Genomic DNA, 16,576 nt, shown 5'->3' on the forward strand with positions numbered 1-16,576 from the left:
GCTCAGCGTCATCGGCCGCGGTTGCGCGGGTGCTGCCTGGCCGCCCGCTCGTTGCCGCGCTTGTAGTTGCCGGTCCACCGCGCCATCACCTGTTGCGCGCTCACCTCATCACTGGCGGCCTCGACCTCGCCCACGAACTCCTGCGCCCGCGGGCCGCGCAGCACGGTGGCGCGCTTGCCGTGGTGGGTGATGACCACGTCGCCGCCGCGCCGCACGACGTACTCGAAGTCGTGGGGGTCGCCGGGCACCCGGCCATCCTGACGGGTGATGCTCGCCGGCCGCTCCGCTCGAGCGTCGTCGGGATGGCCATCCGGGAAGGCAGCACCGTCCGCTGGAAGTGGAGCGGCTCGTCTCGTGACGGTTGCTAGCGCAACCTCCTCGACCAGCGGTCGATAGCGTCGGCGCCATGCACGACCGACGCGGCGAGATCCGAGGACGCCTGCGGCGCATCGTCGACCAGCGCCTGCGGCCCGCCGAGCGACGGCACGTCGTGGACCTGACGGTCGAGGCCTGGCACGTACCTCCCGCGGCCGACGGGTCGGTCGGCGAGCCGGTCCCCTTCGCGGAGGCGAAGGCCCAGGAGTACGCCGCGTTCGCGATCGGCGACCCGTGGGGACCGGCGTGGGCGACGACGTGGTTCCGGCTGACCGGGGCGGTGCCCGCCGGCGTCGCGCACCCCGAGCTCGTGGTCGACCTCGGCTTCCAGGGCGGCATGCCCGGCTTCCAGTGCGAGGGCCTGGTCCACCGGCCGGACGGCACTCACGTCAAGGCCCTGAATCCCTTCAACGACTGGGCTCCCGCGTCCGCGGACGAGGACGTCGAGCTGTACGTCGAGGCCGCGGCCAACCCGCACGTCCTGACCGGGTGGAGCGCGACTCCGCTCGGCGACAGGCTCACCTCCGGACCCGAGCCGGTCTACCGGCTCGTGACCGCGGCCGTGGTCGACGTCGACCCCGAGGTACGTGACCTGCTGGCCGACATCGAGGTGCTCGACCAGCTGGCCGCCGAGCTCCACGAGGACGACGCCCGTCAGGTCGAGGTCCTGCTGGCGCTGGAGAAGGCGCTCGACAGCCTCGACCTCACCGATGTGGCCGGCACCGCGAGCACCGTGCGTGGCGAGCTCGCCGGCGTGCTCAGCCGGCCGGCGTACGACGGCGCCCACCGCCTCTCGGCCGTCGGTCACGCCCACATCGACTCGGCCTGGCTCTGGCCGGTTCGCGAGACGGTGCGGAAGGTGGCCCGCACGGTGTCCAACGTGGTCGCCCTCCTGGACGAGGACCCCGATCTCGTCTACGCGATGTCGAGCGCGCAGCAGTGGGAGTGGGTGCGCACCGAGCACCCCGAGCTGTTCGAGCGCGTGAAGAAGCATGCGGCGGCCGGACGGTTCGTGCCCGCCGGCGGGATGTGGGTCGAGTCCGACACCAACATGGTCGGCGGCGAGGCGATGGCGCGGCAGCTCCTCGTGGGGCAGCGGTGGTTCGAGGAGCACCTCGGTACCGTGTGCGAGGAGGTGTGGCTGCCGGACTCGTTCGGGTACACCGCCGCGCTCCCCCAGATCGTCAGCCTGGCCGGCGCGCGCTGGTTCCTGACGCAGAAGATCTCGTGGAACACCACCAACGTCTTCCCGCACCACACCTTCTGGTGGGAGGGCATCGACGGCACCCGGGTGTTCACGCACTTCCCGCCGGTCGACACCTACGAGGCGTCGCTCACCGGACGCGAGCTCGCCCACGCCGCGCGCAACTTCCGCGACAAGGGCGCGGCGAGCCGGTCGCTGGTGCCGTTCGGGTTCGGCGACGGGGGTGGCGGTCCGACGCGCGAGATGCTCGGCCGCGCGCGCCGTACGGCTTCCCTCGCCGGCTCCCCCGTCGTCACGCTCGAGTCGCCGACGGCGTTCTTCGAAGCGGCTTCCGCCGAGTATCCCGACGCCCCGGTGTGGACCGGCGAGCTGTACCTGGAGATCCACCGCGGCACCTACACCTCGCAGGCCGCGATGAAGCAGGGCAACCGGCGCTCCGAGCACCTGCTGCGCGAGGCCGAGCTGTGGTCCGCGACGGCCGCGGTCCGCGGTCTGCTCTCCTATCCGGCGGCGGAGCTCGACGAGCTGTGGCGGGTCGTGCTGCTGCACCAGTTCCACGACATCCTCCCGGGCTCCTCGATCGCCTGGGTGCACCGCGAGGCGCGGGCGACGTACGCCGACGTGACGGCTCGGCTGGAGGTCCTGGTCGACCGCGCCCTCGACGCGTTGGCGGGTGGCGGGTCGGACGAGGTCGTCTTCAACGCCGGGCCGGCGGCACGGGCAGGTGTGCCGGCGCTGGGCTCCGGCCCGCTGGTCGAGGAAGGCCGAAGGCCTGTCACGAGACCACCGGGCGCGGGCGTGCTCGAGAACGAGCACCTCCGCGTCGAGCTGGACGACGGCGGCGTCATCCGGCGCGTGCTCGACCAGGCGAACGACCGCGAGGTGCTGCCGCCGGGCGGAGCGGCCAACCTCCTCCAGCTGCACCCGGACCACCCGGTGAAGTGGGACGCCTGGGACCTCGACCGCTCCTACCGCGCGTCGGCCACCGACCTGACCTCCGGCGAGGTGACCGTCGAGGACGACGCGATCGTGGTGCGGCACACGTTCGGGGGGTCGACGGCCGTGCAGCGGATGTGGCTCGACCAGCGACTCCTCATGTGCGAGGTCGACATCGACTGGCACGAGCGCGAGAAGGTGCTGAAGGCGGCCTTCGATGTCGACGTGCACACCGACCACGCGGCGTACGAGACCCAGTTCGGGCACGTCGTCCGGCCGACCCACGAGAACACCACGTGGGATGCGGCCCGCTTCGAGGTGTGCGCGCACCGATGGGTGAGGGTCGCCGACGGCGGGTACGGCGTGGGGCTGGCCAACGACTCGACGTACGGCCACGACGTCACCCGTCACCAGCGCGACGGCGGCGGCACGTACTCCCGCGTCCGGCTCAGCCTGCTCCGCGCACCGCTCTTCCCTGATCCCGAGACCGACCAGGGCCGGCACGTGCTGCGGTACGCCCTCGTCCCCGGCGCGTCGGTCTCCGACGCCGCCGAGGCCGGGTACGCGCTGAACCTCCCGCTGCGGCGTCGTACCGGCTCGGCCGTCGAGCCGCTGGTCCGCGTCGAGGGGCCGGCGTACGTCGAGGCGGTCAAGCTCGCCGCCGACGGGTCCGGCGACGTGGTGGTGCGGCTGTACGAGCCGCTCGGCGCCCGCTCGGAGACACAGGTGACCGCGGCGTTCGAGCACTCCTCGGTCACCGAGGTCGACATCCTGGAGCGCCCCCACGACTCCGGCGCCTGGGACGGCTCGGTCCTCTCGATGCGGCCATTCCAGATCGTGACGCTGCGGTTCGCGCGCTGACCCGTCGGGACGAGTAACGCACCCGTGACGGGGCTTCCCCCCTCATGTATCGGGATAGAAGTCCTGCTGTGGGTGCGTTACTCGCTCAGCCCCCGGTCGCGCGGCGATACGCACGTGGACGGTGCAGCACGGGCGGTGTCACCCTGAGCGCATGCCGACGCCTCCCATCACGGTCGTCCTCATCGGGGCCACGGGCGACCTGTCCAAGCGCAAGCTGCTGCCGGGACTGCTGCACCTGTTCCAGACCGGGCTGCTGCGCGACCTCCAGGTCGTCGGAACCTCCCTCGACCAGCACGACCGCGACTCGTTCGTCGACTTCGCCCGGGCGGCCATCGACGAGTTCGCGGGGTACGACGTGAAGGAGGAGGACTGGAAGGAGTTTGAGAAGCGGCTGTGGTGGGCACCGTGGGAGCTGGGGCCCGACGGGCTCAAGAAGACCGTGGACGACGCCGACGAGGCCGCGGACAGTGACAAGCCGCGCGACCGGCTGCACTACCTCAGCGTGCCCCCGAAGGCCGCCCTCGACGTGGTGCAGATCCTCAAGGAGGCCGACCTGGTCGCGCGCAGCCGGATCATCATGGAGAAGCCGTTCGGCACCGACCTGGCCACCTCCCAGTCGCTCAACAAGGAGCTGCACCGGGTGTTCAAGGAGGAGCAGATCTTCCGGATCGACCACTTCCTCGGCAAGGAGGCGGCGCAGAACATCCTGGCGTTCCGGTTCGCCAACGGGCTCTTCGAGCCGATCTGGCACCGCAACCACATCGACCACATCCAGATCGACGTGCCGGAGTCGCTCGGCCTGGAGCAGCGCGCGTCGTTCTACGAGGCGACCGGCGCCTACCGCGACATGGTCGTGACCCACCTGTTCCAGGTGCTGGCGTTCACCGCGATGGAGCCGCCGACCGCGCTGGAGCCCTTCGCGATCTCGGAGGAGAAGAACAAGGTCTTCCGCTCGATGCTGCCGATCGAGCCGCACGACGTGGTGCGTGGCCAGTACGTCGGGTACCGCGACATCGATGGCGTCCACCCCGAGTCCGAGACCGAGACCTTCGTCGCGCTCAAGTGCTACGTCGACAACTGGCGCTGGGCCGGCGTTCCGTTCTACCTGCGCACCGGCAAGCGGATGGCCGAGGGTGCGCGGATCATCTCGATCGCCTTCCGCGAGCCGCCACGGTCGATGTTCCCGCCGGGGTCCGGCGTCGGCGACCACGGGCCCGACCACCTGACGTTCGACCTGGCGGACCAGGCGAAGATGTCTCTGTCGTTCTACGGCAAGAAGCCCGGGCCGGGCATGCAGCTGCAGAAGCTGTCCATGCAGTTCGCGATGCGCGACACGTCGTGGGCCGGCGCCGTGCTCGAGGCCTACGAACGCCTCATCTACGACGCCGCGCGCGGCGACCGCACGCTGTTCACGACGGCCGAGGGCATCGAGCGCCTGTGGGAGATCTCCCAGCCGCTGCTGGAGAACCCTCCGGTCGTGCGTCCGTACCACGCCGGCTCGTGGGGTCCGAACCAGATCCACCAGCTGGTGGCACCGTTCGCGTGGCGGCTGCCGTTCGAGCGGCAGTGGCGCGACCCCAACGAGACGGGCGTCTAGCGCGTCAGGGTGCCGGCCTCACAGGCCCCGGCGACCGCCCCGGACCCGGCTGAGGATGAAGAGCACGAGCGCGATGATCAGCAGGATGATGAGGATGGTCCAGAGCATGGCGAACCTCTTTCCGTGTGTGGCCATCGACAGTACGGCGATCGGCTGACGCCGCCCCCACCCCTCCGGGGGTGTGCGGCCCACGCCCTGGGACGGCCCGGAATACACGGCGTACGGCGCTTGTCATGCCTCCTATGACCCAGATCCCGGACATCAAGCTCAACGACGGCACGACCATCCCCCAGCTCGGCTTCGGCGTCTTCCAGGTGAAGCCCGAGGACACCCAGCGCGTGGTCGAGCAGGCGCTGGAGGTGGGCTACCGGCACATCGACACCGCGCAGATGTACCGCAACGAGGAGGGCGTCGGCCGCGCGATCGCGGCCAGCGGCATCCCGCGCGACGAGCTGTACGTCACCACCAAGCTCAACAACGGGTACCACCTGCCCGACGACGCGCGCCGCGCGTTCGATACCTCGCTGACCAAGCTCGGGCTCGACCACGTCGACCTGTTCCTCATCCACTGGCCGCTGCCGACGAGGTACGACGGCGACTACGTCACCACCTGGCAGACCATGACCGAGTTCTCGGGTCAGTGGGGCGACAAGCGCGCGACCTCGGTCGGCGTCTCGAACTTCGAGCCCGACCACCTGAAGCGGATCGTCGAGGAGACCGGGCGCGTGCCGGTCGTCAACCAGGTCGAGGTGCACCCGTACTTCGGCAACGAGGCCGTCCGCGCCGCCAACGCGTCCTACGACGTGGCCACCGAGGCCTGGTCGCCGATCGCCCAGGGCGACGTGCTGGACGACCCGGCCATCGTCGCGGTCGCCGAGAAGGTCGGCCGGACGCCGGCGCAGGTGACGCTGCGGTGGCACGTGCAGCGCGGCGACATCGTGTTCCCCAAGTCGGTGAACCCGGACCGGATGCGCGAGAACTTCGGGCTGTTCGACTTCGAGCTGGACGCCGACCAGATGGCCGCGATCACCGCGCTCGACCAGGGCGACAGCGGCCGTCACGGCGCGGACCCGAAGACGATGGACTGGATTCCCGACTACTGAGTCCAGCATCCCGTTCGCCGCGCCCCTTGGTCTGCACGGAGGAGCGAGGGAGCGCAGCGGGGCGGACAGGCGAGCGGAGCGAGCCCTACTGCACGGTGATCGTCACCTCGTTCGACGCCTGGTCGGAGTCGGTGTCGATCACGCGGAAGCGGTTGGGCCCGGTGCGGCCCGTCTGCACGTACGTCGAGAACTGGCCGCCGCTGACCGTCACCGAGACCGGGAAGTCGACCCAGGAGTCGTCACCAGGTCCGCTCGCCCGCTGCACCTGGAGGACCGCGCCCTCGCCCGTCGGGTAGGTGCCCGTCAGGTCGATGCGGCCCATCTGGCCGACAGTGGTCTGGGCGGCGGTGAGCGTGATGCCCGTGTCCTTGGTCGGCGTGGTGAGGACCGGGCCGGTCGGCTCGGACGCGGCCGGCAGCGTGGGCAGCGAGCTGGCCGCGCTGGCGGTCGTGGCCTCGGGCTTCGGCAGGTACATGCTCTGCCGCGCCGTCGAGTCCGTGGCCGTTGTCTCCGCGCCCAGACCCATCACGCGGGTGGCGACGAGCGTGGCCCCACCCGCCAGCAGACCGATGGCCAGGCCGACGCCGACGAGGGCGATCAGACCGGCGACGACCGGGTGCTGCTTGCGCTCGGGCGCAGGCTCGGGTGGGGGCGGGGGCACGCCTCCATTCTTACGGGGCGGGCCTACCAGACCCGAAATTCCGAGCGCCCGCTCTGGCGAGCGCGCGAGCCGGGGCGGCGAGAGCGAGGAGGTCGAGGAGGCGGACTCGCGGCGGCGCGGAGCGACGGGGGAGTCCGCCGTCTCGAAACACCACGTGTTCCACGCTCCCCTCCACAGGTTGATCGGGGTGGGATTCCCTGAGGTACGCCGGCGGCTCACGCTGCTGCGCATGACGATCTACGTGGACCTCGACGTCGTCGGGCGGCACCGGGAGTGCCTGCTCGGCGACGCGCTGGAGATCGAGCGGCGGGCGGTGCTCGACCGGCCCGACTCCGGCCCGGTGCGGGCCGTGACCGACCTCAAGCTCGAGAGGATCGAGGAGCGGGCCCACCGGCTGGCCGAGCTGATGACCGGGCTCGCCGACGCCCTCGACCGGTGGCTGGTCGCCGCGCACGCCACCGACGGTGAGGTGGCGGTGGACCTGGACCTGCTGACGAGCGGGGTGCTGGCCCTGTGAGTGAGCACGTGAGCGACATGCCCGTCCTCGCGGCCGGGCGCCTGCTGGACGTGCGCGTGGACGTGGACCCGTCATCGTGCCAGGCGACGGCCACCCAGCTGGCGCGCCTGGGCGAGGCGTGCGGGATCGCCGGTGCCCGGCTGGCGCAGCAAGCCGCGGTCGGGGAGGAGGAGCTCGGCGGCCTGTCCGGCATCGTCTACCGGCAGTCCACCCGCGACCTCGCCGCGCTGGCCGACCGGCTGGCGGCCAACTGCGCGAGGCTGGCCGGCGGGCTGGGCGACTACGCCCGGGACCTCGACGAGGTGCACCGCCTGATGGGCGAGTCGGTCGCCGCGGCCTCGCCGTACCTCCGCACCACCCACGAAGCGGTCTTTAGTCCCGTCCGCCCGCCCGACCCCGCCGACGCCGAGCTCACCGCGGCGTGGGCGGCCTGGCATGCCGCCATCGACTGGTGGCGCCGTGCCAGGGCCCTGGAGGACTCCGCCGTCCAGGCCTGGTGGCAGTGCCTCCAGCGAGCGGCGCCGGACGGGCCCGTCGACTTCGAGGGCGACGACGCCGTCCGACCGCCGCTGCCACCGGAGGCGGAGCAGTCGTGAGCTGCCCCGTGACCATGCCGGTGAGGTGGGTGCGGGGGCGCGGCGGGTACGTCGCCCCCGGCAGCCACGGATCGGGCCTCGCCCCCCGCCTGGAGCACCGCACCGAGCCCTTCCCCTGGCAGCCTCGCCGCCTGGCAGGACCTCGTCGCCAAGGCCGACGCCTCGCGTTCCGGGTTCGACCTCGAGGACGAGGACGGGTTCGAGCTGGGCGGCCACGAGGTCGCCTACCGCCGGTTCGGGCACACCGTGGCCGGTGTCCGGGCGCTCAGCGACCAGTGGCTGTGGGTCGTCGACGGCGTGGCCCACCAGCTGCTCGGCACGGTCGCGGCGGAGGAGTACGCCGCGTACTGCGACGTGTTCGAGTCCGTCGCCGAGACGTTCGACCCGGCGGCATGAGCCCGATCAGGCCGGCTGCTCCCCGCGGGCCGCCCGCAGCTCCCGCTCGGCCACGGCGTGCTCGTCGGTCCTGGCGTCGTAGGACCAGAACTCCCGCAGCGCGACCGCGGCGATCGCGACACCGGCGACGCAGGCGAAGCCACCGCTGGCGATCGAGCCGCGCACCGACCACAGGTCGGCGACCAGGCCCGAGCGCACCTGCCCGCCGATCGGGCCCACGGAGTAGGACAGCATCTCGATGCCGGCCAGCCGGCCGCGCATGTGCTCGGGGATGGTCTGGTTCCACACGGTCCCGCGGAACACCCCGGAGATCATGTCCGCGGCCCCCGCCAGCACCAGGAACCCGAGCGCCACCCCGATCGTCGGGGCCAGGCCGACCAGGCCCATGAAGAGGCCGTACGCCGCCGCGGCGAGCACGATCGCGCGCCCGTGGTGGTGCACCCGACCGGTCCAGCCGGACAGCACGGTGGCGAGCATCGCGCCGACGGTCTCGCTGGTGTACAGCAGGCCGAGCAGCTGCGGGTGCTCGAAGATGTCGGCGGCCAGCGCCGGGAACAGCACGACCGGGAAGGCCAGCAGCATGCACACGATGTCGACGAGGTAGGTGCCGAGCAGGTCCTTGCGGCGCACCGCGTAGCGCCAGCCCTCGCCGATCGCGCGCAGGCTGGGCGGGGTGGTCTCGACCTGGTGCGGGTACGGCCGCATCCAGAAGTAGAGGGAGGAGGCGAGAGCCAGACCGAGGACGTCGACGACGAAGCACCAGCCGATGCCGACGTAGGCGACGAGCAGGCCGCCGATCGCCGGGCCGATCAGCACGCCGATCTGCATGCCGAAGCTGGTCAGCGCGTTGGCGGCCGGGATCTCGTCGTGGCGCACGGTTCGCGGCATCAGCGCCTCGCGGCTCGGTCGCTGCAACGCGCCCGTCGCGGTCAGCAGGCCGGCGACCACGAAGATCACCCAGATGCTCGGGTCGTCACGGAAGGCGTTGACCGCCAGCACCGCGGTCAGGGCGAGCTGCCCGACGCCGGTCCACACGAGCAGACGGCGCCGGTCGACGTGGTCTGCCAGCGCGCCGCCGTACAGGCCGAACACGACCAGCGGCACCAGCTCGACGAGCCCGATCGCACCGACGGCGAAGTTGGAGCCGGTCAGGTCGTAGATCTGGAACGGGACGGCGACGTAGCTGACCATGCCGCCGAGGTAGAAGATCGTGCCCGCGAGGAACAGCAGCCGGAAGTCGCGTGAGGTGCGCAGCGGGGTGACGTCCATGCGCACGGCACGGAAGCGCTCACGCCACGACACCGGCTGGGTCACGAAGGGCAATGCTGACGCAGCGCCCCGGTCAGTGCACGCGGATTCTCGCTCCGCGGTGCGGGACGCTGGTGATGTTGCGGACGCGCGGCCGGTCGGCACCGATCGCCTCGACGTCGTAGGCCGTGAGCACGGCGCGGAGCACGACCACACCCTCCATCAGGGAGAAGCCGGCGCCGATGCAGCGACGTACCCCGCCGCCGAAGGGGATCCAGGTGTTGGGGGCCGGGTGTCGGCCGACGAACCGGGACGGGTCGAAGCGCTCCGGGTCTGCGTGGTTCTCCGGGCGACGGTGGCCGAGGATGATCGACGGCCCGACGGTGGCGCCTGCGGGGAGGTCGTAGCCGCCCACGGTGGCCGGTGCCTGGAGGGTGCGGACCACCATCGGGATCACCGGGTGCACACGCATCGACTCCTTGAGGACCGCCTCCAGCCAGTCGTCGTCGCCCGCCACGGCTGCGTCCCGTGCGCGGCGGAGCTGGTCGCGGTCGCGGCCGAGCTCGTAGAGCGCCCAGGCCAACGCGGTGGCCGTGGTCTCGTGCCCGGCGAGCAGCAGGGTGACCAGCTGGTCGCGCAGCTCGGTGTCGTCCAGCGCGTCCTCGCCCTCGCGGACCGTGATCAGGCGGGAGAGCACGTCGGTGCGCTCGGCGAGGTCGGGCGCGAGGCGGCGCTCGCGGATCTCCCGGTAGATCAGGGCGTCGAGGGCGTAGGCGTTCTCGACCGTCCGCTTCCACGGGCCGAACCGGCGCAGCACCGGGAAGCCCCAGCCGAGGAGGACCGACGGCCCGACCTCGACGGTCGCCTTCACGCGCGGCCGCAGGGCCGCCAGCCGCGACTCGTCGGTGACGCCGAAGACGACCGTCAGGATGACCTCGAGGGTCAGGGCGTTCATCCGCTCCAGGGCCCTGAACGTCTCACCGGTGCGCCAGCCCGCGACCTCCGCGGCGGCGACCCGCTCGACCAGGCCCTGGTAGCTCTTCAGCGCGTGGCCGTTGAATGCCGGCATGAGCAGCTTGCGTGCCCGCTGGTGGTCGGCGCCGTCCTGGAGCAGCAGCGAGTGCTCGCCCATGATCGGGCCGAGGATCGCGTTGCCCTTGCCGGCGTGGAAGATCGCCGGGTCCCCGGCGAAGATCTCCTTGGCGTGCTCGGGCCGGCTGAACAGCACCAGCGGGCGGCCCGCGGGCAGGATGCGGACGGTGAACGTGTCGCCGTACCTGCCGTGGAGCCACGGCACGGTCTGGTGACGGAACCGGAGCAGCGCGATGCTCTGGAGCCATGCAGGCCAGGGCAGGCCGGGCGGCAGTCCGGTGGTGTCGACCCGGGACGGCTTCCGGCCGCCGAAGGGGCGCATCCGCTCGAACCGACGAGCGGTGAGCGCTCGCGTGTCCGCGGGGTCGGGGTGCCGGTCGAGGGCGGTCACCTCGACATACTACGAGTACGTTCCCACCGGCCGAGGAGGCCGGCGGGGCCCGTCACGGGACGCCCACGCGTTCCATGGCGACCACCTCGTGGCGCGGGGTCGGATCCTCGCGGCGCGCCTGGCAGGTGAGCAGCGCGCCGGGGCCGAGGCTGCTGCGGACGACGACCCGCCACTGCTCGTCGGAACGGGCCAGGTCGACCGTGGTCAGGTCGTCGCGGCGGGCCACCCCGAGCACGCGGATCGCGGCCTGGGCGGTCTCGCCCAGGTGCCGGTAGAGCGCGATCTCACCGGCCTGGGCGGCCATCGGCAGGTAGCTGTGCCCGCGCAGCACGTCCAGCGGCAGGCGTCCGGCCAGCAGGTCTCCGACCGCCGTCACCGCGGACTCGGCGTCGAGCCGTCCGAGGTAGACGCCGTCGGGCAGGACCAGCGCGTTGCCGGCGAACCGGTCGCCGCCGATGTGGGAGACCTCCCAGGTCTCGTCGGGGTACGCCGCGGACAGCGCCGCCGCCACCGGCCGGCCCTTCTCGGCGCAGCACGCGTCGTGCTTGCCGTGGGTGCAGACGAAGAAGAACGGCCCCTCGGCCGGCACCAGGCCCGGTGAGCGACCCGCGCCGAGAGCCGCCACGTCGAGGTCCAGCAGCTCCCGGGGCTCGTCGAGCACCGCGGTCTGCAGCCAGCCGCCCTCGCGGCCGACGCGGGCGGCGTACACGCGGAACCCCGTCCGCGGGGCGCGACGGTGGTAGCGGCGGATCAGCAGCGGACGCACCCTCGCGGAGGCGGTGGCGGCGCGCAGACCCTCCTTGACCGGTCCTGGCAGCCGGCTGTCCCGGATCGCGTCGACACCCCAGGGGCCGGGGTTCTCGATCAGCAGGAAGGACCGGTACGTCGAGGCGGTCCCCGCCAGCGGGTCGCCACGCTCGAGCCCGGCGGCCGAGCAGCGGTAGGTCACGCCCGGCTCACGCTGAGACCTCGAGGAGCCCCTCCCGGACGAGGCGACGCGCGAGCACGAGGTTGCTCTGCGGGTCGAGGCCGAGGTCGTCGGGCGTGAACGTGGACGAGGTACGGACGACCTCCAACGCGCCGGCGAGGCGGGCGGGCATGTCGAGGTACCGGTCGCCGATCAGCACGCGGATCCTGTCGGCACCGAGCGAGGTCACCACGCAGGGGTGGCCGGGACGCCGGGCCAGCACGGTGTCGGCGGCGAGGCGGTCGACCGCGAGGACGTCGTGCAGGCCACCGCGCAGCCAACTGGTGCGGCCGGTGAGGAACCGGACCGCCTCGGCGTCCGCGGCGGCGCTCGCGTCCACGTCGGCGAGGGAGCGGGACAGCTCTCCCAACCGGTCGGCCAGGCCCTCGGCGAGCAGCTCGGGGTGGTCGGTCCAGCCGGCGGGCAGGTGGTGGTCGTCGACGCCGGCGAGGAGGTCGTCGACGGCGCGGCGTACGGCGCCGCGCCAGGTCAGCTGGTTGATGCCGATCGTGACGTGCAGGCTGGCGTCGTCCTGGGCGCGGGCGGCGTGCGGGGTGCCCGTGGGCAGGTACATCGACAGCCCCGGCCGCAGCAGGACGTCGTCGACGCGACAGTCGCCGCCGTGGAGCTCACAGGGCCGTTCCCCGCGCGGGTGGTGGACCTCCCACAGCTTGGTGCCGTGGGTCTGGAACACGAAGACGTCGTGGGCGTCGGAGTGGACGGCGAAGCCCTGGGAGCCGGGCGGGGTGAGGTACGCGTTGGCCTGGCACGGATGGCCGAGCTCGAGCTCGAGGCGCGCAACCAGGTCGGTGAGCGGCGGGTGGTAGCGGTGCAGGCCCTGGAAGACGATGGTCGCGCCCTCGGCGAAGAGGGCGAGCGCCTTGCGGGGGTCGACCAGGCCACTGAGGGGCTTGCCGGCGATCTGTGCGCCCCGCCGCACGAACGCCGCGTCGCCGAGGACCTGGCCGTCCTTGGCCACCCGGACCGCCGGGGTACGGATGCCGCCGGCGGTCAGCAGCGCGTCGGCGTCGTCGAGCGACAGCAGCCCGACGAGGTCGTCGGGGTCGGTCTCGTGCTGGTGCACCAGCGACGCCCAGACCTTCGTGGTGAAGGTCTGGGCGTCACCGCTGAGCAGGTCGAGCGCGCCCCGGGCGTCGGTCAGGAGTCGGTCCCGTCCGCGTCGCCGCCGTCGGTGCCATCGGCGTCACCGCCGTCGGTGCCGTCGCCGTCGGTGCCGTCGGTGCCGTCCGCGTCGCCGCCGTCGGTGCCGTCCGCGTCGCCGCCGTCAGTCCCGTCGGCGTCGCCGCCGTCGGTGCCGTCGGCATCTCCGCCGGACCCGAGCGAGTCGTCGCCCGAGGTCGTGATGTCGCTGTCGTCCAGAGGGGTGTCGTTGTCGTCGGTCATGCTCGCCAGTCAACCGTCGCGGCCAGAGCCGGACAAGCGCCCCGAGGGGTGATCCCAGAGGGCGGATCGTTCGACCAGTCAGTCGACCAGGCCGCGTCGACGGGCGATGGCCGCGGCCTCGGTGCGGCCGGCGGCGCCGAGCTTGCCGAGGATGTTCGAGACGTGGACGCTCACCGTCTTGGCGCTGATGAACAGCTGCTTGCCGATCTCGCCGTTGGTGCGACCGGCCGCCACGAGCTGGAGGATCTCGGTCTCCCGCGGGGTGAGGGTGTCGTCGCCGGCCTCGTGCCGCGTCGGTGCCGAGCCGACCGCCCGCAGCTGGTCGATGAGGGGCGTCGCGCCGAGTGCGCGCGCGGCCTCGCGGGCCCGGTCGGCGACCTCGCGGGCCTCGGCCGCCTCGCCCGCCGCGCGGAGCACGGTGGCCAGCACGACCCGGGCCCGCGCCAGCTCGTAGACGTCCCCGAAGGCCGCGAACAGGTCGACCACCTCGCGCCAGCCCTTGACCAGCACCTCGACGGTGGGGGCGTCGTCGGCGCCCGCCAGCCAGCGCACCCGCTGCACCTCGGCGTCGAGCCGGGCCAGCCAGGCGTGCCCCTCGGGACCCCACTGCTTGTCGGGGTTGGTGTAGCGGTCGAGCACCTGGTGGCCGTCGGCGAGCATCTGGTCGGTCAGCTCGAGCAGGGCCGGCCGTTCGGCGGCGGACGCGCGCGGGACCGCCGCCGCGATCGCCTCGACGACCAGCGCGGCCATCCGCACCCGCCCGTCGAACCAGGGGTGCCAGATGGCGGCGATGGCGGTCACGACGTCGTCGTAGGTGGTGCGCGCCCGCTCGACGTCACCGTCGCGGGCGGCGAGCAGGATCTCCTGCGCGGCCGCGTGCACGGCCAGGGCGCCGTCCAGCCGCCACATCGGCCGGAGGGCGGACAGCTCGTCGAGGACGTCCTCGCCGCGCGCGACCCGGACGACGGCCCGCAGGCCGGCGAACATGCCTCGCGCCATGGGCGGCGGGTGGCTGGCCGAGAGGTCGGTGATCCTCAGGACGCCCTCCCAGTCGCCGCGGGTGAGCAGCACCCAGGTGAGGTGCCAGCGGGAGCCCGAGGCGTACGGCGCCCACTCGACGCCCGCGGCCTCGGCGCGCTCGACCGCGCTGCGGAACCAGGACTCGGCGTCGTCGAGCTCGCCCCAGTCCTGGTAGGAGCGCGCCAGCAGGTAGCGGCCGCGCATCTCGGCGTGGATGTTGCCGGCCTCGACGGTGCGGTCGATCGCCTCGCGGAGCGCCTCGCGGAGCCGCTCCTTGGAGGCGCCGAGCCGCAGACCGCTCAAGGTGGTGATCGCCTCGGCCGCGAGGTCGCTGCGGTTGAGCTGGTCGGCCAGCGCGAGGGCGTCGAGCCCCACCTGCTGGGCCTCCTGGTGCCGCCAGGCGATGGCGAGCACGTGGGCGTGCGCGGCGAGCACCTTGGCCCGGGCGAGGCGGTCGTCCTCGGGGGTGATCCGGACGGCCTCCTCGGAGATGGCGGGCGGGTCCTCCTCGGTCTCGATCGCCGTCAGTGCGACGGCGCGGGCCGCGAGCAGGGCGCCGCGGGACGCCGGCGGGGCGTCGTCGGGGAGGCAGGTGAGCTGCTCGGCCAGCAGTGCGGCGGCACGCTCGGGGTGGCCGCTGGAGGTGAGTGCCTCGGCGGTGTCGACCGCGAGCTTGGCGCGGTCGACCCCCGACCGACCTGTCTCGCCGGTCTTCGCGAGCCCGGACAGCAGGCGCAGCGCCCGCTCGAAGTGCTGGGCCGCCTCGTCGGGACCGCCGACCGCCGCGGCCTCGTGGCCGGCCTGGATGCTCGCGGTCAGCGCCGTCTCGTCGTCGTGGGCGAGCATGGCGTGCCGGGCCAGCTCGGCGGCGGTGCCGCGGGCACGGCCGTCGCGGATCGCCGCGGCGTACCTCGCGTGGAGACGCACGCGTTCGCCGGGCAGGAGGTCGTCGTAGACCGCCTCGCCGAGCAGGGCGTGCCGGAAGGCGTAGTGGCGGTCGCTGGCGACCAGGACGTTGCGCTCGACGGCCATCCGGAGGCCTTCGTCGAGGGCGGCGTCGTCGAGGGCGGCGGCCACCGACAGCAGCTCGTGCGTGACCCGCCGGCCGGCGACGCTGGCGGCGCGGACGACCAGGCGGGCGTTCTCGTCGAGCCGGTCGAGCCGCACCAGCAGCACCTCGGCGAGGTCGGCGGGCAACGCGGAGTCGTGGGTGCCGGACGCGGCGCCGACCAGCTCCTCGACGAAGAAGGCGTTGCCGTCGGCCCGCTCGACGATCATCGCGACCTCGTCGGGGGTCAGCGCCGTGCCGCCGTCGGAGAGGCCGGCGACCAGCGCGCGGACGTCGGCGGGGTCGAGCGGCTCGAGGGACATGCGGTGCACGCCCTGGAACCGCGACCACTCGGCGAGCTTGGCGCGCAGGGGGTGCTTGCGGTGGAGGTCGTCGGAGCGGTACGACGCGACCAGCGCGACCGGCTGGCTGAACGGCCGGGTGAACAGGAAGCTCATCAGGTCCCGGTTCGACTGGTCGGCCCAGTGGAGGTCCTCGACGACGAGGACGAGCGGCTGCTGCTCGGCGGCGGCCTCGAAGAGGGCGTGCACGGCTTCGAACAGCGCGGCCTTGTCGATGGTGGTGACACCGCCGTCGCCGGCTTCGTCGATCATCCGACGGCCGGGGGCGAGGCGGTGCAGCGCGGGGTGGTGGCCGGCGACCTCGGCGACGAGGTCGGGCGAGGACGTCTGGAAGCGGCCGAGGATCTCGGAGAAGGGGAGGTAGGGCAGGGCGCTGTCGGCGAAGTCGAGGCAGTGGCCGGCGACGACCTGCCAGCCGGCTGCGAGCGCGCGGTCGCGGAGGGCGGTCAGGAGCCGGGTCTTCCCCACTCCGGCGTCTCCGGCGAGCAGCACGATGCCGCCCCCGGACGCAGAGATGCCGAGCCGGGAGGACAGCTCCTCCAGCTCGGCATCTCGCCCGACGAACGGGGCCAAGGAGACCGGTGCCACGCACTCCATCATGTCGGTTCCCACCGACATCGGCGCGCCGGTTTCGACCCCGGCTGTTCGCACGTCAGCCGATCCAGGTCGACGTGTCGGCCGCCCCGCGGCGACGACGACGACGGGCGCGCCGGGCGCGGATGGGGCGCCAGTCCTCGCGGATGCGGTTCACGCGGTAGTCGAGCTCTGCGTTCAGAAGCAGGTCGTTCATCTCGGATC

General features: G+C 72.8%; 15 protein-coding genes. 6 read left to right on the top strand and 9 right to left on the bottom strand.

Annotated features, from left to right (window positions below; genetic code table 11):
• Positions 1–8 precede the first annotated feature (8 nt).
• Complete coding sequence (locus ISU07_RS01095; protein WP_194704907.1) at positions 9–248, bottom strand: hypothetical protein; 240 nt, start codon at positions 246–248, stop codon at positions 9–11.
• Positions 249–406: 158 nt separating this feature from the next.
• Between ISU07_RS01095 and ISU07_RS01100 the strand changes: the two genes are divergently transcribed.
• The 3 genes from ISU07_RS01100 (at position 407) to ISU07_RS01110 (ending at position 6,076) form a co-directional block, all read left to right on the top strand.
• Positions 407–3,376 (top strand): alpha-mannosidase, encoded by a 2,970-nt coding sequence (locus ISU07_RS01100; protein ID WP_194704908.1) that lies wholly within the window; start codon positions 407–409, stop codon positions 3,374–3,376.
• Between the two features lie 151 nt (positions 3,377–3,527).
• Positions 3,528–4,973 carry a glucose-6-phosphate dehydrogenase gene (zwf, locus tag ISU07_RS01105; protein WP_194704909.1) on the top strand — a complete coding sequence of 482 codons (1,446 nt, stop codon included), beginning with the start codon at positions 3,528–3,530 and terminating at the stop codon, positions 4,971–4,973.
• Between the two features lie 242 nt (positions 4,974–5,215).
• Positions 5,216–6,076 (top strand): aldo/keto reductase, encoded by an 861-nt coding sequence (locus tag ISU07_RS01110; protein WP_194704910.1) that lies wholly within the window; start codon positions 5,216–5,218, stop codon positions 6,074–6,076.
• An 85-nt stretch (positions 6,077–6,161) separates the two neighbouring features.
• Here ISU07_RS01110 and ISU07_RS01115 read toward each other — a convergent pair whose 3' ends face one another.
• Entirely contained in the window at positions 6,162–6,737 is a 576-nt protein-coding gene (locus ISU07_RS01115) for a hypothetical protein (protein ID WP_194704911.1), read from the bottom strand.
• 187 nt (positions 6,738–6,924) lie between these two features.
• Here ISU07_RS01115 and ISU07_RS01120 point away from each other — a divergent pair, with 187 nt between their 5' ends.
• From ISU07_RS01120 to ISU07_RS01130, 3 genes are all read left to right on the top strand, one after another.
• Complete coding sequence (locus ISU07_RS01120; protein ID WP_194704912.1) at positions 6,925–7,254, top strand: hypothetical protein; 330 nt, start codon at positions 6,925–6,927, stop codon at positions 7,252–7,254.
• 8 nt (positions 7,255–7,262) lie between these two features.
• Positions 7,263–7,850 carry a hypothetical protein gene (locus ISU07_RS01125; RefSeq protein WP_194704913.1) on the top strand — a complete coding sequence of 196 codons (588 nt, stop codon included), beginning with the start codon at positions 7,263–7,265 and terminating at the stop codon, positions 7,848–7,850.
• 246 nt (positions 7,851–8,096) lie between these two features.
• Positions 8,097–8,246 (top strand): hypothetical protein, encoded by a 150-nt coding sequence (locus ISU07_RS01130; RefSeq protein ID WP_194704914.1) that lies wholly within the window; start codon positions 8,097–8,099, stop codon positions 8,244–8,246.
• Positions 8,247–8,252: 6 nt separating this feature from the next.
• Here ISU07_RS01130 and ISU07_RS01135 read toward each other — a convergent pair whose 3' ends face one another.
• From ISU07_RS01135 to ISU07_RS01165, 7 genes are all read right to left on the bottom strand, one after another.
• A complete protein-coding gene (locus tag ISU07_RS01135) occupies positions 8,253–9,560 on the bottom strand; it encodes an MFS transporter (RefSeq protein ID WP_323742352.1) in 1,308 nt (435 codons plus the stop codon).
• A 28-nt stretch (positions 9,561–9,588) separates the two neighbouring features.
• The gene (locus ISU07_RS01140; protein WP_323742353.1) at positions 9,589–10,977 is read right to left on the bottom strand and encodes a cytochrome P450; all 1,389 of its coding nucleotides are present in this window, start codon (positions 10,975–10,977) and stop codon (positions 9,589–9,591) included.
• 52 nt (positions 10,978–11,029) lie between these two features.
• On the bottom strand, positions 11,030–11,926 hold the full coding sequence (locus ISU07_RS24615; protein WP_194704915.1) for a sucrase ferredoxin: 897 nt from the start codon (positions 11,924–11,926) through the stop codon (positions 11,030–11,032).
• 7 nt (positions 11,927–11,933) lie between these two features.
• Positions 11,934–13,028 carry a JmjC domain-containing protein gene (locus ISU07_RS01150; RefSeq protein ID WP_323742354.1) on the bottom strand — a complete coding sequence of 365 codons (1,095 nt, stop codon included), beginning with the start codon at positions 13,026–13,028 and terminating at the stop codon, positions 11,934–11,936.
• Positions 13,029–13,102: 74 nt separating this feature from the next.
• The gene (locus ISU07_RS01155; RefSeq protein ID WP_194704916.1) at positions 13,103–13,348 is read right to left on the bottom strand and encodes a hypothetical protein; all 246 of its coding nucleotides are present in this window, start codon (positions 13,346–13,348) and stop codon (positions 13,103–13,105) included.
• A gap of 78 nt (positions 13,349–13,426) precedes the next feature.
• Complete coding sequence (locus ISU07_RS24620) at positions 13,427–16,366, bottom strand: helix-turn-helix transcriptional regulator (RefSeq protein ID WP_194704917.1); 2,940 nt, start codon at positions 16,364–16,366, stop codon at positions 13,427–13,429.
• Between the two features lie 64 nt (positions 16,367–16,430).
• Positions 16,431–16,568: a hypothetical protein gene (locus ISU07_RS01165; RefSeq protein WP_194704918.1), complete on the bottom strand. Its 138-nt coding sequence runs from the start codon at positions 16,566–16,568 to the stop codon at positions 16,431–16,433.
• Positions 16,569–16,576: the final 8 nt, after the last annotated feature.

Source organism: Nocardioides islandensis (assembly GCF_015352455.1).
Classification (GTDB): Bacteria; Actinomycetota; Actinomycetes; order Propionibacteriales; family Nocardioidaceae; genus Nocardioides; species Nocardioides islandensis.

What these genes read in the sequence shown, in the direction of transcription:
- ISU07_RS01110 (WP_194704910.1), top strand. Translation starts at nt 5,216, where the DNA reads ATGACCCAGATCCCGGACATCAAGCTCAACGACGGCACGACCATCCCC.
- ISU07_RS01155 (WP_194704916.1), bottom strand. Translation starts at nt 13,348, where the DNA reads ATGACCGACGACAACGACACCCCTCTGGACGACAGCGACATCACGACC.
- ISU07_RS01100 (WP_194704908.1), top strand. Translation starts at nt 407, where the DNA reads ATGCACGACCGACGCGGCGAGATCCGAGGACGCCTGCGGCGCATCGTC.
- ISU07_RS01165 (WP_194704918.1), bottom strand. Translation starts at nt 16,568, where the DNA reads ATGAACGACCTGCTTCTGAACGCAGAGCTCGACTACCGCGTGAACCGC.
- zwf (WP_194704909.1), top strand. Translation starts at nt 3,528, where the DNA reads ATGCCGACGCCTCCCATCACGGTCGTCCTCATCGGGGCCACGGGCGAC.